This window comes from Actinomycetospora aeridis (assembly GCF_037400275.1).
Taxonomy (GTDB): domain Bacteria; phylum Actinomycetota; class Actinomycetes; order Mycobacteriales; family Pseudonocardiaceae; genus Actinomycetospora; species Actinomycetospora aeridis.
This window is the reverse complement of the sequence record NZ_JBBEGL010000005.1, coordinates 190,729-212,784: the sequence shown is the minus strand read 5'-3', so window position 1 is coordinate 212,784 and position 22,056 is coordinate 190,729. Positions and strand designations below refer to the sequence as shown.

21 protein-coding genes are annotated in these 22,056 nt (G+C 75.3%); 10 read left to right on the top strand and 11 right to left on the bottom strand.

Features of this window, described 5'->3' with window-relative positions:
• The 5 genes from WCD41_RS19160 (at position 1) to WCD41_RS19140 (ending at position 4,075) form a co-directional block, all read left to right on the top strand.
• Positions 1-642: a hypothetical protein gene (locus WCD41_RS19160; RefSeq protein WP_337715287.1), complete on the top strand. Its 642-nt coding sequence runs from the start codon at positions 1-3 to the stop codon at positions 640-642.
• Complete coding sequence (locus tag WCD41_RS19155) at positions 639-1,244, top strand: hypothetical protein (protein ID WP_337715286.1); 606 nt, start codon at positions 639-641, stop codon at positions 1,242-1,244. The genes WCD41_RS19160 and WCD41_RS19155 overlap by 4 nt, the downstream gene beginning before the upstream one ends.
• Positions 1,241-1,507, top strand: a complete 267-nt coding sequence (locus tag WCD41_RS19150; RefSeq protein ID WP_337715284.1) for a hypothetical protein — start codon at positions 1,241-1,243, stop codon at positions 1,505-1,507. Before WCD41_RS19155 ends, WCD41_RS19150 begins: the two co-directional genes overlap by 4 nt.
• Positions 1,508-1,518: 11 nt before the next feature.
• A complete protein-coding gene (locus tag WCD41_RS19145; protein WP_337715282.1) occupies positions 1,519-2,055 on the top strand; it encodes a bifunctional nuclease family protein in 537 nt (178 codons plus the stop codon).
• Between the two features lie 160 nt (positions 2,056-2,215).
• Positions 2,216-4,075, top strand: coding sequence for a sigma-54-dependent Fis family transcriptional regulator (locus WCD41_RS19140; RefSeq protein ID WP_337715279.1), 1,860 nt, complete (start codon positions 2,216-2,218; stop codon positions 4,073-4,075).
• Here WCD41_RS19140 and WCD41_RS19135 read toward each other — a convergent pair.
• From WCD41_RS19135 to WCD41_RS19105, 7 genes are all read right to left on the bottom strand, one after another.
• Positions 4,056-4,979 (bottom strand): IclR family transcriptional regulator, encoded by a 924-nt coding sequence (locus WCD41_RS19135; RefSeq protein WP_337715277.1) that lies wholly within the window; start codon positions 4,977-4,979, stop codon positions 4,056-4,058. The two genes, WCD41_RS19140 and WCD41_RS19135, sit on opposite strands and share 20 nt — an antisense overlap.
• A gap of 100 nt (positions 4,980-5,079) precedes the next feature.
• A complete protein-coding gene (locus tag WCD41_RS19130) occupies positions 5,080-6,579 on the bottom strand; it encodes a YcaO-like family protein (RefSeq protein ID WP_337715275.1) in 1,500 nt (499 codons plus the stop codon).
• Entirely contained in the window at positions 6,576-7,406 is an 831-nt protein-coding gene (locus WCD41_RS19125; RefSeq protein WP_337715273.1) for an MBL fold metallo-hydrolase, read from the bottom strand. The genes WCD41_RS19130 and WCD41_RS19125 overlap by 4 nt, the downstream gene beginning before the upstream one ends.
• Entirely contained in the window at positions 7,397-8,374 is a 978-nt protein-coding gene (locus WCD41_RS19120) for a Gfo/Idh/MocA family protein (RefSeq protein WP_337715272.1), read from the bottom strand. Before WCD41_RS19120 ends, WCD41_RS19125 begins: the two co-directional genes overlap by 10 nt.
• On the bottom strand, positions 8,368-9,537 hold the full coding sequence (locus tag WCD41_RS19115; protein WP_337715270.1) for a class I SAM-dependent methyltransferase: 1,170 nt from the start codon (positions 9,535-9,537) through the stop codon (positions 8,368-8,370). The genes WCD41_RS19120 and WCD41_RS19115 overlap by 7 nt, the downstream gene beginning before the upstream one ends.
• Positions 9,534-10,451, bottom strand: coding sequence for a hypothetical protein (locus tag WCD41_RS19110; RefSeq protein WP_337715267.1), 918 nt, complete (start codon positions 10,449-10,451; stop codon positions 9,534-9,536). The genes WCD41_RS19115 and WCD41_RS19110 overlap by 4 nt, the downstream gene beginning before the upstream one ends.
• Positions 10,452-10,462: 11 nt before the next feature.
• Entirely contained in the window at positions 10,463-11,647 is a 1,185-nt protein-coding gene (locus WCD41_RS19105) for an inositol-3-phosphate synthase (RefSeq protein WP_337715265.1), read from the bottom strand.
• Between the two features lie 226 nt (positions 11,648-11,873).
• On the opposite strand from WCD41_RS19105, the gene WCD41_RS19100 reads away from it, so the two are divergent.
• Both WCD41_RS19100 and WCD41_RS19095 read left to right on the top strand, forming a co-directional pair.
• Positions 11,874-12,053 carry a PspC domain-containing protein gene (locus tag WCD41_RS19100; protein ID WP_133828514.1) on the top strand — a complete coding sequence of 60 codons (180 nt, stop codon included), beginning with the start codon at positions 11,874-11,876 and terminating at the stop codon, positions 12,051-12,053.
• Positions 12,054-12,137: 84 nt separating this feature from the next.
• Entirely contained in the window at positions 12,138-12,995 is an 858-nt protein-coding gene (locus WCD41_RS19095; protein ID WP_337715260.1) for a slipin family protein, read from the top strand.
• On the opposite strand, the gene WCD41_RS19090 is transcribed toward WCD41_RS19095, so the two are convergent.
• From WCD41_RS19090 to glsA (WCD41_RS19080), 3 genes are read right to left on the bottom strand one after another with little or no spacing between them, the layout of a single operon-like run.
• On the bottom strand, positions 12,964-13,146 hold the full coding sequence (locus tag WCD41_RS19090; protein ID WP_337715259.1) for a DUF1707 SHOCT-like domain-containing protein: 183 nt from the start codon (positions 13,144-13,146) through the stop codon (positions 12,964-12,966). The two genes, WCD41_RS19095 and WCD41_RS19090, sit on opposite strands and share 32 nt — an antisense overlap.
• A gap of 4 nt (positions 13,147-13,150) precedes the next feature.
• Positions 13,151-14,140, bottom strand: coding sequence for a glutaminase A (gene glsA, locus WCD41_RS19085; RefSeq protein WP_337715257.1), 990 nt, complete (start codon positions 14,138-14,140; stop codon positions 13,151-13,153).
• A gap of 18 nt (positions 14,141-14,158) precedes the next feature.
• A complete protein-coding gene (gene glsA / locus WCD41_RS19080; protein WP_337715254.1) occupies positions 14,159-15,160 on the bottom strand; it encodes a glutaminase A in 1,002 nt (333 codons plus the stop codon).
• A 92-nt stretch (positions 15,161-15,252) separates the two neighbouring features.
• Here glsA (WCD41_RS19080) and WCD41_RS19075 point away from each other — a divergent pair, with 92 nt between their 5' ends.
• Positions 15,253-15,543, top strand: a complete 291-nt coding sequence (locus WCD41_RS19075; protein WP_337715252.1) for a DUF3040 domain-containing protein — start codon at positions 15,253-15,255, stop codon at positions 15,541-15,543.
• 32 nt (positions 15,544-15,575) lie between these two features.
• Here WCD41_RS19075 and hrpA read toward each other — a convergent pair whose 3' ends face one another.
• A complete protein-coding gene (gene hrpA / locus WCD41_RS19070; protein ID WP_337715250.1) occupies positions 15,576-19,655 on the bottom strand; it encodes an ATP-dependent RNA helicase HrpA in 4,080 nt (1,359 codons plus the stop codon).
• Between the two features lie 326 nt (positions 19,656-19,981).
• Between hrpA and WCD41_RS19065 the strand changes: the two genes are divergently transcribed.
• Positions 19,982-20,536 carry an RNA polymerase sigma factor gene (locus WCD41_RS19065; protein WP_337715249.1) on the top strand — a complete coding sequence of 185 codons (555 nt, stop codon included), beginning with the start codon at positions 19,982-19,984 and terminating at the stop codon, positions 20,534-20,536.
• A complete protein-coding gene (locus WCD41_RS19060; RefSeq protein ID WP_337715247.1) occupies positions 20,533-22,044 on the top strand; it encodes a dynamin family protein in 1,512 nt (503 codons plus the stop codon). The genes WCD41_RS19065 and WCD41_RS19060 overlap by 4 nt, the downstream gene beginning before the upstream one ends.
• Positions 22,045-22,056: the final 12 nt, after the last annotated feature.

The window sequence follows — 22,056 nt, the reverse complement described above, 5'->3', positions numbered from 1 at the left end:
ATGCCGAGACACGGGGACCGCGACCCGGTGCGGCTCGATCCCGGCAACCACGACGACCCCGGGTCCGGGCGCTGTCTCATGGAGCACGTCTCGATGCTGGCGGGGGAGTCGTTCCGCGCCTGGCCGCGGTGCACCCACCCCGCGGTGGCCGCGCTGGCCACCCAGGTCAACGACCGGTGCTCCGACGAGGGCCGGGCGGCGCTGCTCGGGCGGGCCGAGGCGCTCGCCCGCGCCGACAGCGACGACCCGGCGCTGACCTGGCGCCTCGTGGGCCTGACCGCCGAGGCCACGCTCGTCGTCCGGCCGCACGACCGCGGCGCCACGCGGCGCCTCGCCCGGGCCCGTCGCTCGCGCCGGCTGTGGGGCACCGCGCTGCCGGGCCCGCTGGTCCGCCGCCTCCCGCGCTGGGCCGTGGTGGGGTGCGGGCTGGCCGCGCTGGACGAGCTCGTCGCCGCGGTGCACGCGCTGGTCGCCGTCGCCGGCCCACCGGGCTCGCCCGAGCGCGACATCGTGCTCGTCGCCCTGCTCGACAGCGTGCTCGACGCCGTCCTCGACGACGCGCCCGCCCCCGCCGCCGCGACGCCACCGCCCCCACCCGCCCCCATCGACACCGCCATCGTCATGAAGGAGCTCGTCGCATGAGCGCCCCCAGCGACACCCCGCGCACCGTCCGGCGGATCGGATCGCCGGCCGCGGTGGCGCTCGCCGACCTGGCGGCGATCTTCGACGACCTGCAGACCGTGCTGCTGTGCTGCGAGCGCCTCGTCACCGCGCTCAACGTCCCGGAGCCCGACCCGGTCGTCGTCGAGTCGCTGTGGACGACGGCCCTGCTGTCGTACTCGCGGTGCTTCGCGCCCGGCGAGCGCGGGATGAACCTCACCGAGGACGACGTCTCCTCGCTCGAGCTGGAGGGCGAGGTGCTCGGCTGGCACAAGATGCTGCGCCAGCTCAAGAAGCACTACGCCGACCCGGCGAAGAACCCCCGCGAGACCTTCGAGGTCGGCGTCGCCGTCGCCGACGGCGTGCCGCAGGGCGTGGCCATCACCTCGACGCGGCAGGCCCTGCCGGACACCATCTCGGTGCACCAGACCGGCGCGATCGCCTACCAGCTCAGCCAGCGCGTCGACCAGCGGATCGCCGAGCACCAGGGCACGGTCCTCGAGGGCGCCCGCGCCCTGAGCCCGACCGAGCTGGAGACGCTGGACGAGGTGGAGCTGACCGACACGCCCGGAGGTGACGAGTGATCGAGAGGTTCAACCCCTGGACCGTCGTCAACCTCGTCTTCGAGCACCTGGCCGACCAGGGCCTGCACCCGGTCCTGGGGGAGTCCGGCGACCCCTCGGAGGCCGCGGCGCAGCTGCTGCGCGCCCTCGGCGTCGAGCCGGGCGACCCCACCCACGGCGAGGGGCAGGACGCGGCGCGCGTGCGGGCGGACCTCGCGGCGCTGCGGGCGGCGTACGACCCGGTCGACTCCGGCCCGGTCGATCGAGCCGACTCCCGGGACTGACCGTGGTCGCGATGCGCTTCGCGCGGCTCGTGGTGCACCGGATGACCCGCGAGCCGCTCGCGCTGCTCGTGGAGGAGAACGCCGACCGGTGCGTGGTGGTCTCGGTGCGGGGACCCCAGGCGGAGATCATCGACCGGGGTCCACGCGCGCCCGCGCCCGACGACGACGAGCGCCTCACCCAGGACCTCATCGGCGAGCTCGCCGGGCTGCTCGGCCACCGCCTGGAGCGGGGCGAGATCGTCGACCTCGTCGACGACCGCTTCCGGGCGGAGCTGGTGCTCGACGACGGGACACGCCTGCCCGCGCGCCCGAGCGACGTGCTCGCGGTGGCGGTGCGGGAGGGCCTGCGCATCGAGGTGGCCGACGCCGTGGTGGACGCGGTCGGGCAGTCCTACAGCGAGCTCGGGGGCGACCGCCAGGAGCCGGCACGCGCGGCCGCCGAGCAGGTGGAGGAGATGCGCGCGTTCCTCGAGCAGGCCACGCCGCAGGACTTCGCGCGCCCGCCGGAGGCGGGGGAGGAGAGATCGTCAGGCCCCGACCAGGCCTGACGCACACCCCCGAGATCCCGCCCGAACTGTCCTGACCTGCGGTTCGTCATCGCGGCGCGTCTCGATCCGAGACATTCCGGGGGTCCTACGGAGCGCTCCGGGGCCGTAACATGCCGTGTTACCCGTCACTTCGCGGTGGTGGGAGATGGCGAGGTGGCCCATGGACGGACGCGCCCAGAGCGCCCTCGGTCAGGCGCGCGAGTTCTTCGTCGACCGGGGCTCCGTGAGCGCCTCCGGCATCGTCCGCCCCGAGATCGTCGACTCCTGGGAGCGCTCGCGCAACGCCGGGGTCGACGCGACGCAGCTCGACCTGCCCTACGAGCCCGACCTCGACTTCGACGGCAGCCTGTCCAACTGCGCCCGCCCGGTGCTCGACGACCTCGCCGACCGGCTCTCGGGCATGTCCGTGGCCGTGGTGCTCACCGACGCCGACGGCCGGGTGCTCGAGCGCCGCGTCGGCGAGGGCGAGCTGCAGCGCCGCCTCGACGCCATCTCCCTCGCCCCCGGGTTCAGCTACGCCGAGGAGTTCGCCGGCACCAACGGGGTGGGCACGTCCCTCGAGGGCGCGATCCCGGCGCTGGTCGTGGGCGCCGAGCACTTCAGCGAGCGCCTCCAGGCCTTCGCCTGCGCGGGCGCGCCGGTGCGCGGCCCGGACGGCGCGCTCGCGGGGATCCTCGACGTCACCTGCCTGCGCTCCGAGGCCAACGACCTCATGCGGTTCCTGGCCCAGCAGGCGGCCACCGACATCGAGGACGTGCTGCGCGAGCGCGGCGGCGTCGGCATCCGGCGCGTCATGGCCGCCTTCCGCGCCACCTGCGCGCGGACGCGGGGCCCGGTCCTCGCGCTCACCGACGACCTCGTCATGGCCAACCGGGCCGCCCGCGCCCTGCGCCCGCTCGACCAGGACCGGGTGACCACGCGCGCGCTGGAGCTGGGGGTGGGCGGACGCCCCCACCAGGACCGCGTGCTCCTCGCCGACGGCCCGGCCCGGCTGATGATCACCCCGGTGCCGGCGGAGCGCCCGGTGGGCGTCGTCGTCGAGGTCGTCCCCAGCCGCAGCAGCCTGCGCCTCGCCGGCGGCGACGACGCGGGCCGGAACGGTCCGCGCACCGGCGAGCTGCCCGCGCCGCCGCCCTCCACCGGGTCGTCTTCGACCTGGGTGCCGCCGGCGTCGGCCGGGGAACGGCCCCTGCCGGGGCTCGCCGGCGACTCGCGGCCGTGGCGCACCGTGGCCGGTGCCCTGCGTGCCTCGGCGGGCGCGGCCCGCAGCACCGTCGTGCTCGGCGAGCCGGGCACCGGCAAGGCCGCCGCCGTCCGGGCCGTGCACGGTGAGGTCCGGTCCGGGGCGCGGTGGATCGTCGTCGACGGCACCGACCCGGAGGCGGGCGTGACGCTCGCGGGCTACGCGGCCGAGGCGTCCACCGACGGCGCGGGCGCCGCGACGGTCGTCGTCCGGCACACCGAGGCCCTCGACGACGCCGGGGCGGGTGCGCTCACCGCGCTGCTGCGCGAGGTCCCGCCGTCCTGGTGGGTGGTCGGGCTCCTCACCGCGGAGCGCACGCCCGAGGAGGGCCCGATCGGCGCGGTGCTGGCCGGCTTCGCCACCTCGGTGCTCGTCGAGCCGCTGCGCCGGCGCCCCGACGACGTGCCGCCGATCGCGGCGGCCCTGCTCCAGCGGCTCGCGCCGTCCCGCCGGGCCCGGTGCACCCCGGAGACCGCCGCGCTGCTCACGGGCGCGCGCTGGCCCGGCAACGTCACCCAGCTCCTCGGCGTGCTGCGCCGGGCGCTGGCGGCCCGGCCCGCGGGCGACGTCGAGGCGGCCGACCTGCCCGCCGAGTTCGCGGTCACGGGCACCCGGCGGCGCCTGACCCCGCTCGAGACGGCCGAGCGCGACCTCATCGTGTCCGCGCTGGTCGAGGCGAACGGCAACCGCTCGCAGGCGGCCAGCGCACTCGGGATCGGCCGGGCCACCCTCTACCGGCGGCTCCGGGCCTTCGGGATCACCGACGTGGGGCGCTGAACCCGCTCAGCAGGGCCTCGCCCCGTTCCACCGTCTCGTTCGGCCGCGCGGGCGGCATCCCGACCGGACGGGCGCCGATCTCGCCGGCCCACTGGGCGCTGGCCCGCGCGGCCACCGCGCGGACCGCGTCGACCAGCTCGTCCTCGTCGAGGGCCAGGCGGCGGGCCGAGCAGGACAGGCCGAGGGCGACCGTGGCGGATCCCGACGGCGACACGACGGGCGCGGCGATGGTGGCGAAGCCGGCCGCGAACTCCTCGCGGTCGAGCGCGACGCCCCGGCGGCGCACCTCGTCGAGCTCGGCGCGCAGCGCGGCCAGGTCGGTGAGCGAGGAGTCGGTGAGTCGCTCCAGCGGCTCGCCCTCCTCGTCGACGGCCTCGACGTACTCCGCAGAGGTCGCGAGCAGGACCTTGGTCAGGGCCAGGGCGTGCGCGTGGGACGGCGGGACGTGGGTGCCGAGCCCCGGGTGCTTCGCGAGGCCCTGGTGGCCGCGGGTGTCGGTGACGGTCGCGACCACGGTGCCGGTGCGGCGCACGAGGTAGGACCGCTGGCGCGTGCGCCGGTAGAGCTCGGTGGTGGCCTCGGCCAGGATCGCGCCGGGGTCCGGGTCGCCGGGGACGGGGCTACCGGGGTCGGCCTCGGCCTCGGCCGGCGCTCCCCAGCTGCCCCACGGCGGGGCGTCGCTGAGCCGGCACCGGCCCGAGCCGTCGCGCTCCGCGTAGCCGGCCTCGCACAGCGTGTTGATCATGTATCGGGCGGTCGCGGCGCTCTTGCCGAGCTCCGCGGCGAGGTCGGCCGCGCACAGGCCGCCGGGGTGGTCCCCGAGCAGGCGCAGCGCGCGCAGGACCGTCGCCGCGGTCTTGAGCGACCGCGACCCACCGCCCGCGGGCACCACGTCGTCGTCCACGGTCCCGACGGTAGGACCATCGCGTCGTGACGCCTGTCTCAGTGTGAGACGGCTCGGCGACCGGACCCCCGGAAGCGATCTTCGGCCGCGGATGGATGCATCACCGCAGGTCCGGGGCCTCCCCGGCGGCCACGCGCGCCAGGGCGTGGCGGGTGGGCTCGCGGTAGAGGGGGTAGAGATCGCCCACCGCGCGGGCCACCGTGGCGCGGTCCAGCCACGCCGGACCGCCCAGCCGCTCCCGGCCCTCCGCGGTCAGCGCGACGGGCTCCGCCCCCGGTCGGGGCGGGTCACCGAGGCCGACGAGGTCGCTGCCGCGCTCGAGCAGGCGCTCGACGCCCCGGGCCCCGATCCGCCCGTAGGACATCGTCTCGACCTCGAGCCCGGGCACGAGGACCTTGGCCGCCACCGCCGACCCCGCGTCGGCGACCACCGTCAGCACGTCGAAGCCGTCGAGCCGGGCGAGCAGGTCGTCGAGCAGCGCGCCCGGCTCCTCGAGCCCGGGGGTGTGGGGGAGGTCGGTGAACGCCACGGTCTCCCGGGCCGCGAGCACCGTCGGCGCCAGCAGGTCGCGCAGCTCGGCGGCGCCGCGGGCGGTCCAGTCGGCCATCGCGGTGAACGCCCGGCGCTCCTGCGGCGGCAGCGGGTGGGCCAGCTCGCGGTCCCAGTAGCGGGCGTCGAAGAGGGGCCGCACGGTGTCGAGGTCGGCGTGGGCCACGAGCTTGCGCACGCGCGCCGCGCAGAACTCGAGCAGCGCCTTCTGCAGCGCCACCTCGCGGTCGGGGTGGGCCGCCTCCCCGCAGGCGGTGACCGAGATCGGGTGCGGCGCGTCGGCGGGGTCGGTGTCGTGGCCGACGACGTGCAGGTCGGTGACGCCGAACGCGGTCGACGCGAGCTTGGGGACGACGGTGATCCCGGCGTCGGCGAGGTGGTCGAGCAGCCGGCGCGTGTCCGGGTCCGTGACGCCGTCGGTGTCGATGACGACGCCGCGGTCGAGCGCCCGGAAGGCGGTGGCGTTGCCGTCGCGCTGCAGCAGCTCGCCCAGGGCGTGCCCGACCGCCCGCTCGACGGTGTCCCCGGCGCCGCAGCCGTTGGTGATGACGGTGACGAGGCGCTCGTCGGCGGGCTGCCAGGCGAGGTCGACGGGGTACGCCGCGGCGAACTCGGCCGGCACGAGCACCTCCTCGCCGGTGCGCCAGCGGGTGGTCGGCAGCCACCAGCGGGGGCGGTCGGGGTCGTAGGTCGTCCCCGCGGGCAGGACGAGGGAGACCGGGTCGACGACGCGGTCGGCGCCGCGCACGGCCCGCAGCGCGGTGTAGGAGTCGCGCACCGGCGTGAGCTCGCGCAGCCGCCGGGACAGCAGCATCTCCTCGGCCAGCTCGGCGTGGGCCGCGACCCGGGCCCGCCCGGTCGACAGGCCGTAGCCGAACGCGCCGCTGCGCGGCCACTCGCCCGCCGGGTCGGCGTGGTCGGCGGAGACCACGGCGACGCCGGTGCGGTCGGCGGCCGCCAGCTCGGTGTCGCCGACCTCGCCCGGCGGCAGCGCGGCGTCGAGGCCGGCGGTGACGTCGTCGTGGGTGGTGTCGTCGTGGGTGGTGCTCATCCGAGCTCGTCCAGCGGGATCGGGCCCGCGACCGGCTGCGCCGAGAGCAGCCGGTCGTAGAGCGCGAGGACCGTCTTGGTCGAGATGTGCGGGGCGTACTCGAACGGCGTCGCGACCGCCTCGAAGTCGAGCGCCTCGATGACGGCGTAGGCGTCGCGGATCTCCTGGTGGGAGAGCGGGATCTGCGCGTGGTAGGCCTTGTGGGCCGACAGCCCGACCGTCGTGCCGTCGGCGTCGAGGTCCGGCTTGAGCATGTCGCCGCAGAACAGGATGCCGCGGCGCTCGTCGTGCAGGACGTTGTGGCCGTCGAAGTGCCCGCCGGTGCGGTGGGCGACGAGGCCGGGCGCGAACGCGTGCCGGTCGTCGAGGGGCCAGGTCACGCGGAAGGCCTTCGTCCACTCCAGGTCGCGCACGCCGATCCCGAGCACCGGCGGGTCGAGGGCGTCCTGCAGCTGGAACAGCGCGCCGTAACCGTGCACGTGGCTCGCGCCGAGGGCGGCGAGCCCGCCGCGCCGGCGCAGCTCGGCGATCGCCGCGTCGGGGTAGAACCCGGCGGCCTCCCAGCCGACCAGGCCCGTCTCGGTCTCGATCACCCAGCCGCACGTGCCGAGCCCCACCTGCGGCTCGCACCAGAAGGCGGTGACGCCCGGGGTCACCTCCTCCCAGCGGGCCTCGCGGCCGGCGGCGAGGTCGGCGAAGGAGCGGAACTCCCAGCCGTCCTCGGGCAGGGCGTTGCGGACGTCGACGCACACCGGGCACTGCGGCGGGACGTCGAACCAGCGCTGCCAGTGCCCGCAGTTCGTGCAGGTCCAGGGGCTCAGGGGCATGCTGCCTCCAGCAACAGGGTGTGCAGGGCGAGGTCGCGCTCGAGCGGGTACGGCCAGGCCGCCTCGCCGCGGACGGCGGCGCCGAACGCGGCCAGCTGGCGGGCGAACGGGCCGCTCTGCGCGTCGAACCCGACGGGTCCCGCGGCGCCGGTGACCGCGTCGATGCGGGTCAGCGTGCCCCCGGGGTCCTGCCCGAGGGTGTCGGTGGCGACGAGCTGGGCCCGGGTGCCGACGACCTCGAGCCGCCGCCGCGGCAGCGGGTCGGCGGTGGAGAAGCTGACATGGTGTGTCAGCAACGTGCCGCTCGCGGTGCGGCCGGCGAGGACGGCGGTGTCGTCGGTGCTGTAGTCGTGCACGCGGGTCGCGGTGAGCGCGACGAGGTCGACGAGGTCCTCCCCGAGCAGGCGGCCGGTCAGGTCGACGCCGTGCGGGGCGAGGTCGATCATGGCCCCGCCGCCGGCCCGGGCCGGGTCCACGCGCCAGTTGTCCCGTTCCCCGGTGGGGCTCGTCCAGTCCGCCGGCAGCCAGCACCCGTAGACGATCCGGACGGTGGTGACGACGCCGAGGTCGCCGGCCGCGATCATCCCGGCCATCGCCTCGTGGGCGGGGTGGAAGCGCTGGTCGAAGGCGATCCCGGCGAGCAGGCCGTCGGTGGCGGCGACCATCTCCTTCGCCGTCGGCACGTCGTGGGCGATCGGCTTCTCGCAGAGCACGGGGACGCCGGCGTCCGCCACAGCCCGCACGACGGGTGCGTGCGTGTGGTTCGGCGTGGCGACGTAGACGGCGTCGAGGCCGGGGGCCGCGAGGAGGTCCTCGAGGCGGGTGAACGTGGGCGACAGCCCGTCCAGCGCCGCGGGGTCGCGGTCGTGGACGCCGACGAGGTGGGCGCGCGGGTCGGCGTCGACGGCGGGGAGGACGAAGTCGCGCGCGACCCAGCCGGCGCCGACCACGCCCCAGCCCGTCACCACGCCCCCGGGAGGTCGACGAGCAGGCGGCGCGCCGCGGCGTCGGGGGGCAGGGGGTCGGGCCAGGTCGGCGGTAGGTACGTCGCCGCCCGGGGTCCGTACTCGTCGGCCCACACGTCGTTCGGCCACCGGCGGGCGCCGTCGGCGTAGAGCGGGTTGGGACGCAGGTCCGCGCCGGGCGCGGGGTCGAGCAGGGCGTCGTCCGGCGCCGCGAGGGCGTCCCGGGCCAGCGCCACGGCCTCGGTGTCCGCGAGGTCCTCGGCCGCCGCCGACCGCGGGAGCCGGCGCTCCAGTGTCGCCGCGGTCAGCTCCTCCTCGCCGTAGCAGGACGCGCCGGGCAGCAGCGCGGCCCACGCCTCCGGCGGTCGCGGGTGACCGGGCTGACCGGTGTTGTGGCAGTGCGCGGCGACGACGGCCCCGCCGTCCCCGGCGTGCCGCGCCGCGGTGGCGAGCACGGCGGCCGGGTCGTCGAGGAAGTACAGGACGTCGTGCGCGGCGACGTACGCGTCGCGCCGGACCGGGACGGGCCAGGGGTGGGCGAGGTCGGCGCACACGAGCGCCACGTGCTCCGGCACGACGAAGCGGCGCGCGAGCCAGAGCTTGGCGAACACCACGTCGACGCCGGTGAGGTCGCGCTCGCCGTGCTGGGCCAGGCGCCGCAGCAGGTGCCCGGCGCCGCAGGCGAGGTCGAGGACCGGGCGCCCGGCCGGCGGGTGCGCCGCGGTGAGCGCGAGGACCGCGAGCCCGGACGGGTCGTGGTCACGGTGCAGGAAGTAGTCGCCGACCCGCCCCAGCCCGAGACCCGCCACGGCCTCGCGCAGCGTGGGTGCCGCGAGCGTCGCCCGCAGCTGGTCGGCGGGCGGCGGGGGCTGGTCCCACCAGTCGTCGTTGTCGGCGAGCAGCACCGCCGCGGCGTCGTCCGGGCGACCGTCGTCGAGCGCGGCGAGCGCGGCGGCCCGGACCTCCTCCCGCCCGGCGCGCAGGTACGGGATGCCGTCGAGCACCGGCCAGCGCGTCGCCCCGTCGGCGAGGCTGTGCGGCGAGTCGGCGTGCAGCCCGGCGCCGTTCGCCGGGCTCATCAGGCCCGCCGCTGGTGCAGCGAACGTGCTGTTCGCTGCTTCTAGGCGCGCGAAGTCCGCGTTCGCGAGCCCCGGGTCGGCGCTCACGGCAGCAGCCCCGCCGCGGCGAGCACCGCGTTCTGGTGCTCCTGCACCGGCGAGGCGTGCACGAGCTCGAGGTCGTCGAGCGCCTCGCGCACCGTGAACGCCGCGGCCCGGGCGTGGTGGTGCACCTGGAGCACGCGGTCGAGGACGTCGGCGGCGTGGAACGTCGCGCCGAGCGGGGTGTCCGCGTCGGCGCGGGCCGCGAGCAGGAGGCGCGCGCGCACCGCGAGGTCGTCGGGCAGCGTCGCGAGGGCGTCCTCGGTCAGCCGGTCGACGACGCCGTCGAGGTGCTCGCCGAGCAGCGTCTCGCCCGCGAACCCGGCGTCCGGGAGCACCGCGTTGTGCAGGTGGTGGGCGAGGCCGAGGAGGAACGCCTCGCCCCGGTCGGCGCCGTGGTCCTCGGCGAGCAGCGCGCCGTACACGGCCACGGCCCAGCAGTGCTCGCCGTGGTCCTCGGGCGGCTCGGCGATGAGGCGCGCCCGCCCCGGCGCGGTCGCCCCGGCGCGGGGCTGGCGGCACAGGGCGTCGACGAACGCCGGTGCCCCGACGGTGGCGACGGCCGGCGGGGGCGCCGACCGCAACCGCTCGAGGGTCGCGGGGTGCACGACGCCCTCGGCGACCTCGTCGACCGCGCGCCGCAGCACGTCCTGCGCCTGCCCCGCGTCGAGCCCGGCGGCGGCGAGCACCCCGGCGTCGATGCCGGCCAGGCGCGCCCCGGCCACCGCCGCGGCGGCCTCGGCGTCCGCGACCTCGGTGGGGTCGGCGCCCGCGACCAGCGCCGACCACGCCCGGACGAACGCCCGCGACGCCATCGAGGACTCGGCGTCGGCGGTGCGCACCCGTTTGAGGTCGCCGATCTCGCGCAGGAGCCCGGGGACCGCGGCGTACCGGGCGGAGGGCGCCACGGAAGCCGTCATCGGGGCCGTCGTCACGCGGCGCCCGCGGCGATCCACTCGCGCAGCACGCGCTCCTGCACGTGCAGGGCGTGCTCGGGACGGCGGCCGTCGCGGGTGGTCGGCGCCTTGAAGAAGTAGCCGAGCTGCTCCTGCGCGCCGCCCTCGCCGCGGCGCTGCGCCTCGACGGTCAGGCGGACGAGCTCGAGCACCAGCGGGGCCGCGAGCACGGAGTCGCGGGCCATGAAGTCGACCTTGATCTGCATCCGCTGGCCGAGGAAGCCGGTCAGGTCGATGTTGTCCCAGGCCTCCTTCTCGTCACCGCGGGGCCGGTAGTAGTCGATGCGCACGACGTGGTCGCCGACCTCGTAGCCGAGGATGTCGTCGAGCACCGAGCCCTTGGTCGCCACCTTGCTCGACAGCGAGTCGGGGTCGTCGAGGATCTCGCCGTCGCGGTTGCCGAGGATGTTCGTCGAGTACCAGCCGTCGACGGTCAGCGCGCGCGAGCGGAACGCCGGCGCGAGCACCGTCTTCATCATCGTCTGCCCGGTCTTGCCGTCCTTGCCGGCGACGGGCACGCCGCGCTGCTCGGCGAGCTCGAGCAGGCCGGGGACGTCGGCGGCCGCGCTCGGGGTGAAGTTGACGTACGGGCAGCCCTCGGTGATCGCCGCGTAGGCGTAGAGCATGCCCGGGCTGATCGCGTCGTCCTCGGCGTCGAGGGCCTTCTCGAAGCCGTCGGCGCTCGCCAGGGCCGGCAGCGTCAGGTCGGGCCAGCGCTCGGTGGAGGCGAGGTTGACGACCACCAGGGCGTCGAGCTCCTGCTCCTCCCGGAAGCGGCGCAGGTCGTCGGCGATGTGGGCGACCCGGTCGCGCAGGCCCTCGACGGCGACGAGGTTGGTGCCGCGGGCGTTGCGGCAGTACTCGGGATCGGCGACGGCCGGCCACGGCGCGATCCCGGCGAGCGCCTGCCCGGCGGCGGTGATCTGCCGGTCGTCGAGGACGCGGTGGACCTGGGCGGCCTTGGCGAGGTCGTCGCCCTCGACGTCCCAGCCGGCGAACACGAGCGAGGTGTAGGGGACCAGGCCGCCGACGTCGGCCAGCGGCAGGCCGTCGGTGCCGGCGCTGCCCAGCTTCATCATCTCGACGCCGGCGACGGCGGTGGTGGCGACGGCGCCCCCGAGCCCCACGATCGCCACGCCCGTACGTGCGCTTTCCTCCACGGTGGTCCTCCTCGACCTGGTCGCTGCCGGCCCGGTGCGGACCCCGGCCGACGTACCACCGGCTGCTCCTGCTCGAAACCGCCGACCCACGACGAACGGTCGGCAGGGTTCGGTGAGCGGCATCACGGTCACCCTGGAAAAGTCCGGGGTGCGGCACCGGGGACCCCGACCGCACGGTGCGGGAACGTCGGAGGGGTACAGCTCGTCCATCGATGTGGAGGCACCCATGGCCACCCTGACCAGGCCGCAGTACAACAAGGTCATCGCGGGGGTGTGTGCCGGGCTCGCGGAGCGCTTCGGCATGTCCGCCGGCGTCGTGCGCCTGCTCTTCGTGCTCTCGTGCCTGCTGCCCGGCCCGCAGTTCGTGATCTACCTCGCGCTGTGGGTGATCATGCCGAAGCGGTGACGCTCAGGAGTCGTTCAGGCCACGGCCAGCTGATGATCAGCATCGGCGAGCACCCTGGGCGGGACCCGTCGTGAGGAGGCGCGCATGGAGGCGCTCCTGGTCGTCGCCGTCGTGGTCGTGCTGCTGGCGCTGATCACCGGGGGCGCGGCCGTGCAGGCCGTGCAGCAGTACCAGCGCGGGGTCGTGCTGCGCTTCGGCCGGCTGCTGCCGGCCGTGCGCCAGCCCGGCCTGCGCGTGATCGTCCCGTTCGTCGACCGCATGCGGAAGGTCCCCGTGCAGACGACGGTGCTCGACGTCCCGTCGCAGAACGCGATCACGCGCGACAACGTGACCATCGGCGTCGACGCCGTCGTCTACTTCCGTGTCGCCGACCCGGTCCGCGCGGTGATCAACGTCGACGACTACCTCCGGGCCACCTCGCAGGTCGCCCAGACGTCGATGCGCTCGGTGATCGGGCGCGCCGACCTCGACACGCTCCTCTCCGACCGCGACGCGATCAACGGCGAGCTCAAGGCCGTCATCGACGCGCCCACCGAGGACTGGGGCGTGAGCATCGACCGCGTCGAGATCAAGGACATCGCCCTGCCCGAGGGCATGCGCCGGTCGATGTCGCGCCAGGCCGAGGCCGAGCGTGACCGCCGGGCCCGCGTCATCGCGGCGCAGGGCGAGCTCGAGGCGTCCGAGAAGCTCACCCAGGCCTCCGAGCGCATGAGCGCCGCGCCCGGAGCGCTGCAGCTGCGCCTGCTCCAGACCGTCACCGACGTCGCGTCGGACAAGAACTCGACGCTGGTGATGCCGCTGCCGGTGGAGCTGCTGCGGTTCTTTGAGAACGCGACCGGGTCGTCCTCGTCGGGGGCCGCTGCCGATCCCGAGGCCGTGCGGCGGGCCATCGACGCGGCCGCCGAGCCGGTCACCAGAGGTGACCAGGCAGATCTTTCGTGAGCTCCGCGAGCTCGCCGCGGGTGGTGGCGGCGTAGGCCGCCGCCGCCCGCTCCTCGAACTCCTCGACGGTCAGCCGGCCGGTCCCGACGGCGCGGTGGAGGCGCTCCACGACGAGCTCGCGCTCGGCGTCGGAGGCTCGGACGTCACGCACGTCCTCATTCTGCCGTCGGCTGGGCGACGCGGCCGAAGCGGGAATCGGCCGGATCGGCGAACACGTGCAGCCCGAACGTCTCGGACAGCTCGCGGCACAGGGCGACGCCGCGCACCGAGTTGCCGTGCACGTCGAGACCCGGCGAGTAGACGCCGAAGCCGAAGTAGCGGGGCAGCACGCAGACGATGTCGCCGGACACCCCGCTCTTGGCCGGGATGCCGACCTCGTTGGCCCACTGGCCCGCGGCGTCGTACATCCCGCAGGTCATCATCACGCTGACGATGTCGCGGACGTGCTCGCGGGCCACGGCCCGCTCGCCGGTGACGGGGTTGACCCCGCCCTTGGCCAGCGTGGCGCCCATGACGCTGAGGTCGGCCGCCGTGACCGTGATCGAGCACGCCGAGAGGTAGGTCTCGACGACCTCGTCGACATCGCCGGTGATCATGCCCAGCGAGCGCATCACGTAGCAGAGCCCGAGGTTGCGGTCGTTGCTGCGCAGCTGCGCGCGCAGGATCCGCTGGTCGACGGCGAGCTCGGGGTTGCCGGAGTAGGCGCGGTAGCGCTCGAGGATGCGGTCGACCTTCTCGTCGACGTCGCGGCCCTTGACCAGGTTCGCGGCGACGAGCGCGCCCGCGTTGATCATCGGGTTGTGGGGCCGGTGGTGGACCTCGTCGAAGGTGATCGAGTTGAACGGGTCGCCGGAGGGCTCGACGCCGACGCGGGCGAGCGTGGCCTCCGCGCCGTTGTCCTCGAGGGCGAGCCCGTAGGTGAAGACCTTCGACACCGAGTGCAGCGGGAAGGGCACCGAGCAGTCGCCGGCCTGCCACTGCGTCCCGTCGATGTTGGTGCCCGCCAGCCCGAAGAGGTGGCGCTGCTCCTCCGGGGCGTCCTCCGGGTAGTAGCTGACGACCTCGTCCTCGCCGTACCCCCCGTACTTGGCGTGCAGCTCGTCGAGCTGCTGGCGGACGAGCTCTCGTTCCCCGACGGCGACCACGGGCGACATTCTGCCCTGTCAGGCCCGGGTGAGGCGGGGTCCTCCGGTCCGGTAGAGCCGCCCGAAGCGGGTCTGGTCGGGCGAGGCGAACATGTGCAGCCCGTAGCGCAGTGAGAGCTCGCGGAACACCGCCTGGCCGCGCACCGAGTTGCCGTGCTCGTCGAGCCCCGGCGAGAACGTCGCCAGCCCGAGGCGTCCGGGCATGACGGCGACGATCCCGCCGGACACCCCGCTCTTGGCCGGGATGCCGACGTCGGTGGCCCACTCGCCCACGGCGTCGTACATCCCGCAGGTCATCATCACGCTGACGACGTCGCGGACGTGCCCGGCGCTCAGGGCCCGCTCGCCGGTCAGCGGGTTGAGGCCGCCGTTGGCGAGGGTGGCGCCCAGGGCGGAGAGCTCGCAGGTGGTCAGCCGGACCGAGCACATCGACAGGTAGACCCGCAGGTTCTCCTCGATGTCGCCGGTGAGCATCCCCAGCGAGCGCATGAGGTAGCTGATCGCGAGATTGCGGTCGGCCGCGGCGAGCTGGTCGGCCAGGAGCTCCTGGTCGACCTCGAGGTCGGGGGCGCCGGCGAACGCCCGCATGCGCGCGAGGATCCTGGCGATCTTCTCGTCGGCCGACTCGCCGTGCACGAGGTAGGCGGCGACGAGCGCACCGGCGTTGACCATCGGGTTGTGCGGGCGCTGGTGCTCGTCGTCGAAGGTGATCGAGTGGAACGGGTCGCCCGAGGGCTCGACGCCGACGTGGCGCAGGGTGGTCTCGCGGCCGTTGTCCTCGAGCGCGAGGGCGTAGGTGACGACCTTCGAGATCGACTGCAGCGGGAAGCGGAACTCGCAGTCGCCGACGGTCCACTGGGTGCCGTCGACCGACGTCCCGGCCAAGCCGAACACGTCCTCCTCGCCCTCCGCGGCGGGCAGGGCGATCGAGACGATGTCTTCCTCGTGCTCGTCGGCGTGGTGGTCGTGCAGCTGCTCGAGCTGCTCTTGGACCAGTGCCTCCTCGGCGTCGCTCACCACGGTCGCGCATTCTCACCTTCCCCGGGTGGGTGCGCCGCGCGGGGATCCCCGGCATGCTCGTCGGCATTCGACGAGCACCTCCGAGGTCCGCCATGGAACGCCCGCTCACCCGTCGGGAACAGGAACTCCTCGCGCAGCTTGCCGCGCGCGAGGCGGGCGCCGACCCGGCCTTCGCCCGTCGGATGGACGGCCTCCCGGCCCGGCGCGGGGGCGGCGTGGCGTGGCTCGTGGTCGGCGCCCTGGCGGTGATCGGGGTGGCGCTGCTCGTCGTCCCGGGCGTCTACGTGCTCGCGGCCGTGGCCACCGCCGTGCTCCTCGTCGTGCCCGTCGCCCTCATCGCCTGGGCCATGCACCAGGGCGACCCACCCGTCCGGCCCATGTGAGCGAACTTGGGGCCTATAGGCCCCAAGTTCACTCACATGAGCTTGGCCAGCGCCCTCGTGACGCGCTGCTCGGAGACCGGGCCGGGGGTGCCGACGTCCTGGGCGAACAGGCTCACCCGCAGCTCCTGGACCATCCACGCCACGGCGTCGTAGGCGTCGCGGTCGAAGGTGCGCGGCTCGGCGGCGGCGCGGGCGCGCTGCCCGCGGTAGGCGCCGTCGACGCGGTGCGCGGTCGTCATCGCCTCGGCGTCGCGCACCGGCGCGGTCGGCAGCTTCTCCAGGCGCCGGCGCGCCGCCCGCAGGTAGCGGGCGACGTCGGGCAGGCGCGCCACCGGGGTGCGGGCGACGAAGCGCTCGCCGACGAGGACCCGCAGCTGCTCGCGGACGTCGTCGAGCGCGTCGGCGAGCAGGCCACCGGGACGCTTGCCGAGCTCGTCGAGCGCCAGCGCCACCTGCCCGGCCTCGCCCAGCACGGTCTCGGCGCGGGAGAGCACCTCGGCCGCCGCGGCGGGCAGGCGCGCGGCGACGTGGGCGCGCAGCTTCTCGAACGCCGCCGGGTCCCACGCCGGCCCGCCGCCGGTGGCCACGAGCGCGTCGATCGCGGCGTCGACGCAGTCCTCCGCGAGGGCGTCGACGTCGCGGTAGCCGCCGGACGTCATCGCCCCGCGCAGGCGCAGCACGGCCCGGTTGTCGAGCGACCGCACGAGCGAGCGCGCCGGCGAGGCGATCGCGAGCCGCAGCAGGCGGCGCGTACCGGCGCGCATGGCGTCGCGGGCCTCGAAGGCGGAGTCGAACACCCGGATGTCCACCGCCCGGCCGGTGTCGACCAGCGCCAGGTGCGCGGTGACCGTGCCGCCGGAGCGCTGCTGCTCGCGGGTGCGGGGCAGCTCGCCGATCTCGTCGAAGGAGGTCAGTCCCCGCCGCTCGGCCCCGTCGGCGACCGCGGCCACCGCCGCCCGCGTCGCCGCCGCGTACCGGCGGCGCAGCGCGCCGAGGTCCGGCCCCTCGGCCACGGTCGAGCCGTCGTCGTCCGTCACCCGGAACGTCAGGCGCAGGTGCGACGGCAGTCCGGCGACGTTCCAGGCGTCGACGGGCACGTCGAGACCCGAGAGCCGCCGGACCGCCTCCGACAACGCCGGCAGCAGCGGCTCGTCGGCCCGAGGACGGCCGTCGTGGGCGAGACGGGCCAGCAGGGCCCGCGCGCTGTCCGGCGCCGGCACCAACGAGCGGCGCAGGTTCTTCGGCAGCGAGCGCACCAGCGCGGTGAGCATCTCCTCGCGCAGGCCCGGCACCTGCCACGCGAGGTCCTCGGCGCGCACCTGCCCGAGCACCGCCAGCGGCACGGTGACGGTGACGCCGTCGCTCTCGGCGCCGGGCTCGTAGGCGTACGACAGCGGCAGCGTCAGCCCGCCCGAGGTCCAGGTGTCGGGGTACTGCTCGGCCGTCGGCGCCTCCCCGGCGAGCAGCGCCTCGACGTCGAGGTCGAGCAGGTGGGGGTCGCGCCGCGACGCCTTCTGCCACCAGCGGTCGAAGTGGCGCACCGACACGACGTCGGCGGGGACGCGCGCGTCGTAGAACGCGAGGATCGTGTCCTCGTCGACGACGAGCTCGCGGCGCGCCCGGCGCTCCATCTCGGCGACCTGCTCGAGCCGCTCGCGGTTGCGGACGACGAACGCGTGGCGGGTGTTCCACTCGCCCAGCACGAGCGCGTGCCGGACGAACAGGTCGCGCGCGACCTCGCGGTCGATCCTCGCGTAGTCGATCGTGCGGTCCATGGCGAGCGGCACCCCGAACAGCGACACCCGCTCGGTGGCGACGGCCGTGCCGCGGCGCTTCGACCAGCGCGGCTCGGAGTGGGTCCGCGTGACGAGGTCGCCCGCCGCCTCCTCGACCCACGCCGGGTCGACGCCCGCGACGGTTCGGGCCCACAGCCGCGAGGTCTCGACGAGCTCGGCGGCCATGACCATCGTCGGCGGTCGCCTGGCGAGCGTGGAGCCGGGCCAGATCGCGAACCTGGCGCCGCGCGAGCCCTCGTACTCGACGAGCGCGCGCTTCCGCGGCTTGCCGGTCCGCGGGTCCTTCGGCGGCTCCTTCCCCGATGGTCCAGCTCCGCTTCGCTGCGTGTCCGTCGCCAGCCCGATCTGGGAGAGCAGCCCGGTGAGCATCGCCTGGTGGACGCGCTGGGCCAGCTCCTTGGTCATCTCCTGGCCCGGCTCGTTGCGGGTGAGCCCCAGCTCGTCGCCGAGCTGGCGCAGCTGCGCGGCCAGGTCCTGCCACTCGCGGATGCGCAGGTGGTTGAGGAACTCCGACTGGCAGCGCTTGCGGAACTGGTTCGCACTCAATTCGCGACGGCCCGTGCGGATGTGCTCCCACAGGTGCACCCACGACAGGAAGTCCGAGCGCGGGTCGGTGAACCGCGCGTGGGCGGCGTCGGCCTCGTCGGTCTTCTCCGCCGGCCGCTCCCGCGGGTCCTGCGCGGAGAGGCCCGCGGCGATGACCGTGACCTCGTGCAGGCAGCCCAGCTCGTCGGCCGCGAGGACCATCCGCGCGATCCGGGGATCCACGGGCAGGCGGGCCAGCCGACGGCCGGTGTCCGAGAGCCGGGTGGCGTCACCACCCACCACAGCGCCGAGCTCGGTGAGCAGCCGGACGCCGTCGCGCACCGCGAGCCGGTCGGGCGGGTCGACGAACGGGAACTCCTCGACCGGCCCGAGCTTCGCGCCGGCCATCTGCAGGATCACCGACGCGAGGTTGGTGCGCTGGATCTCGGGATCGGTGAACTCGGGGCGCGCGTCGAAGTCGTCCTCGGCGTAGAGCCGGATGCAGATCCCGTCGGCGACGCGGCCGCAGCGCCCCGCGCGCTGGGTGGCCGACGCCTGCGAGATCGGCTCGATCGGCAGCCGCTGCACCTTCGTGCGCCGCGAGTAGCGGGAGATGCGCGCGAGGCCGGGGTCGACGACGTAGCGGATGCCCGGCACGGTCAGGGAGGTCTCGGCGACGTTCGTCGCGAGCACCACGCGACGTCGCCCGCCCTTCGACGGCTCGAAGACCCGGTGCTGCTCGGCGGCGGACAGGCGCGCGTAGAGCGGCAGGACGTCGAGGTCCTCGACGTGGGCCTGCGCGGCGTGCTCGGTCAGGGCGTCCGCCGCGTCACGGATCTCCCGCTCGCCGGAGAGGAAGACGAGGACGTCGCCCTCCGGTCCCTCGCGACGCAGCTCGTCGACGGCCTCGACGATGCCGTCGACCTGGTCGCGCTGCTCGCCTTCGGAGTCGAGGAGCGGGCGGTAGCGGATCTCGACGGGGTAGGTGCGGCCCGAGACCTCGATGATCGGGGCGTCACCGAAGTGCCGCGAGAAGCGCTCGGGGTCGATCGTCGCCGACGTGATGATGACCTTGAGGTCGGGCCGGCGTGGCAGGAGCTGGGCGAGGTAGCCGAGCAGGAAGTCGATGTTGAGGCTGCGCTCGTGGGCCTCGTCGATGATCAGCGTGTCGTAGCGGCGCAGCAGCCGGTCCTGCTGGATCTCGGCGAGCAGGATGCCGTCGGTCATCAGCTTGACCAGCGTGTCCTCGCTCGCCCGGCTGGTGAAGCGCACCTGGTAGCCGACCGTGTCGGTGCCCGTGGTGCCCAGCTCCTCGGCGACGCGCTCGGCCACCGTGCGGGCGGCGATGCGCCGCGGCTGGGTGTGCCCGATCGTGCCGAGGATCCCGCGTCCCAGCTCCAGCGCGATCTTCGGGAGCTGGGTGGTCTTGCCCGAGCCGGTCTCGCCCGCAACCACGACGACCTGGTGCGACTCCAGCGCCGCGCGGATGTCGCCGACGCGGTCGGTGATCGGCAGCACCTCGGGGTAGGAGACGGCGGGCACCGAGGCCCGGCGGCGCGCCAGGCGCTCCTCGGCGGCCGTGACGTCGCCGGCGATCTTCGCGAGCGTGCCCTCGCGGCGCCCGGCGTCGTCGATGCGCCGTGCGCCGCTGATCCGCCGGTGCAGGCGGTGGGCGTCCGCGGGACCCAGCGCGGCCACGCGGGCCTCGAGGTCCCCGGCGGTGGCGGCGGCGCCGTCGGCGGTGTCGTCGGCGGTGTCGTCGACGGTCGCGGGGTCGGTGGCTGCGGGCACCGGTCGGGCTCCTCCGGGAGGTGACGTGCGGGGTGGGACGGCGGGTGGCCGGTCCCGAGCGGGTGTCCCGAGGCGGGGGGACACCGGCGGGACGTGGTCGGGACCATGGTCACTGCCCGGTCCACGGACTTCCCGTCCACCATTGTCAGCGCACGCACCGCCCGGGCTGTTCCCGACCGGTCTGGTCACTCAGCGAAACCAAGATTAGGCTGTTCGAGCGACGGTGGTCGCGGTGCACGTCGACGGAACGTAACGTCTGGCTCCGAGGTCAGGCACTCCGGCTACCCGGGGTGACATCGGCGGGTGGACGTCGGAGGGGAGGGGACATGACCGCAGTGGACGGTCGGCCGGACACCGAGCTCGCGGTGCTCGCCGCGGGTGGCGACCAGGCCGCGTTCGCGGAGCTCATGACCCGTCACCGCCCGCGCCTGTACGCGGTGTGCCGGCGGGTGACCACGCACGACCAGGACGCCCAGGAGGCGCTCCAGGAGACGATGATCATCGCCTGGAAGCGGCTCGGCGAGTTCGACGGCCGCTCCGCGGTCGGCACCTGGCTCTACCGCGTGGCCACCAACGCCGCCATCGACGAGGTCCGCCGCCGCAAGCGCGCCCCCGAGCCCGCCGAGGCCGTCCCGGAGCCCACGCCCGCCCGCGGCGCCGACGGCGGGGTGGTCGCCCGCCTCGACGTCGACCGCGCGCTGGCCCAGCTGCCGCCGCAGTACCGCGCGGTGGTCGTGCTGCGCGAGCTGTGCGACCTCTCGTACACCGAGATCGCCGAGCTGCGCGACATCCCCGTCCAGACCGTGAAGTCGCAGCTCTCCCGCGGCCGCCAGGCGCTCGTCGAGCTGCTCTCCGATCACCCCGCCGCGCGCACGGCATGAGCGGTGATCCACCGCCCGGCAGTCCGGTCGGCCCCGTCACCTCGCGGCTGGTCGCGCTGTGCGCGGGCACGCGTGACCGCCTGCGCACCCCCGAGCTGCGCGAGCGTCTCGACGCGCTCGTGAGGCGGCTGTCCGAGCCCCGCATCCGCGTGGCCGTCGGCGGGCGGATGAACGCCGGGAAGTCGACGCTCGCGAATGCCCTGCTCCAGGAACGGCTTGCGGCCACCGGTGCCACCGAGACCACCCGCCTCGTGACCTGGTTCCGCCACGGCCACCAGGCGCGCATCCGCGTGCACCACCGCGACGGCACCGACCGGCTCGTGCCCCTCGTCCCCGGCGACGGTGTCGGCGCCACGGTCGGGACGGCCGGCGAGGAGATCTCCCACCTCACCGTCGAGACGCCCAACGACGCGCTCACCCGGCACACGCTGATCGACACGCCGGGCATGGACTCGCTGTCCAAGCTCGACCCGGACTCGCTGGCCGCCCTCGGCGACGCCGACGCCGTCGTCTACCTCATGCCGCACCCCGGCGAGCGCGACGTCGAGGCCATCGACGCGGTGCGCGGCTGGACCGGCGGGCTGCGCCTCGGCGCCGCGAACATGCTCGGGGTGCTGTCCCGGATCGACACGCTCTCCGGGGACGACGACCCCTGGCCGACCGCCCGCCGCGTCGCGGAGCGCTACGCCGGCGAGCTGCGCGCGGTGCTCTCCGACGTCGTGCCCGTCGCCGGGCTGCTCGCCGAGACCGCCCGCGGTCCCGACTTCTCCGAGTCCGACGCCCGCGCGCTGCGCACGCTCGCCGGGGCCGACCGCGGCGGGGTGCTCCGCAAGCTGCGCACCGTGCAGCGCTTCCGGGGCTGGGAGGAGTGCCCGCTCGCCGACGACGCCCGCGAGCGGCTGCTCGACCTGCTCGGCCTGCACGGCATCCGCGTGGGCCTCGAGCTCCTCGACGAGGGCCGTCGCTCCACCCCCGCCCTGCTGGACGGGTTCGCGGAGCGCTCCGGCATCGAGGCCGTGCTCGAGCGGATCGAGACGGTCTTCGTGGCGGGCGCCGACCGGCTGCGGGCCAGCGCCGGCATCGCCGCGCTCGAGCACCTCGGGTGGGACACCCCCGACGAGGCCGACCGCCGCGCCCTGCTCACGCTGCAGTCCGAGCTCGACCGGCTGCGCCTCGAACCCGCTCTGCGCCAGGTGGAGCTCGCCGCCGCGCTCGTCGACCTCGAGGCCGGGCGGATGCGCCTCGGCGACGACGACGTCGCCCGGCTGCGGGACCTCGCGACCGGGGCCGACCCCGCCCGCATGCTCGGACTGGACGCCGACGCGGGACCCGCGGCGGTCGCGGCCGCGGCGACCGCGCAGATCCCGCAGTGGCGCCGGCTCGAGGCCCGCCCGTCGCGCGTGCTGCAGCGCCACGTCCGCACCGCCCGCGAGCTGTGCGAGGCGATCCTGTTCGGTGCGGGCGCGCCCGCGCCGCCGACCTGGCAGGCTCGGACACCGAGCCGATGATGTGCCGGTGAT

Coding starts and splice junctions, on each gene's coding strand:
- WCD41_RS19125 (WP_337715273.1), bottom strand. CDS start 7,406: ATGCCCCTGAGCCCCTGGACCTGCACGAACTGCGGGCACTGGCAGCGC.
- WCD41_RS19065 (WP_337715249.1), top strand. CDS start 19,982: ATGACCGCAGTGGACGGTCGGCCGGACACCGAGCTCGCGGTGCTCGCC.
- WCD41_RS19155 (WP_337715286.1), top strand. CDS start 639: ATGAGCGCCCCCAGCGACACCCCGCGCACCGTCCGGCGGATCGGATCG.
- WCD41_RS19110 (WP_337715267.1), bottom strand. CDS start 10,451: ATGACGGCTTCCGTGGCGCCCTCCGCCCGGTACGCCGCGGTCCCCGGG.
- WCD41_RS19145 (WP_337715282.1), top strand. CDS start 1,519: ATGCGCTTCGCGCGGCTCGTGGTGCACCGGATGACCCGCGAGCCGCTC.
- WCD41_RS19095 (WP_337715260.1), top strand. CDS start 12,138: ATGGAGGCGCTCCTGGTCGTCGCCGTCGTGGTCGTGCTGCTGGCGCTG.
- WCD41_RS19060 (WP_337715247.1), top strand. CDS start 20,533: ATGAGCGGTGATCCACCGCCCGGCAGTCCGGTCGGCCCCGTCACCTCG.
- WCD41_RS19160 (WP_337715287.1), top strand. CDS start 1: ATGCCGAGACACGGGGACCGCGACCCGGTGCGGCTCGATCCCGGCAAC.
- WCD41_RS19100 (WP_133828514.1), top strand. CDS start 11,874: ATGGCCACCCTGACCAGGCCGCAGTACAACAAGGTCATCGCGGGGGTG.
- WCD41_RS19075 (WP_337715252.1), top strand. CDS start 15,253: ATGGAACGCCCGCTCACCCGTCGGGAACAGGAACTCCTCGCGCAGCTT.
- WCD41_RS19140 (WP_337715279.1), top strand. CDS start 2,216: ATGGACGGACGCGCCCAGAGCGCCCTCGGTCAGGCGCGCGAGTTCTTC.
- WCD41_RS19130 (WP_337715275.1), bottom strand. CDS start 6,579: ATGAGCACCACCCACGACGACACCACCCACGACGACGTCACCGCCGGC.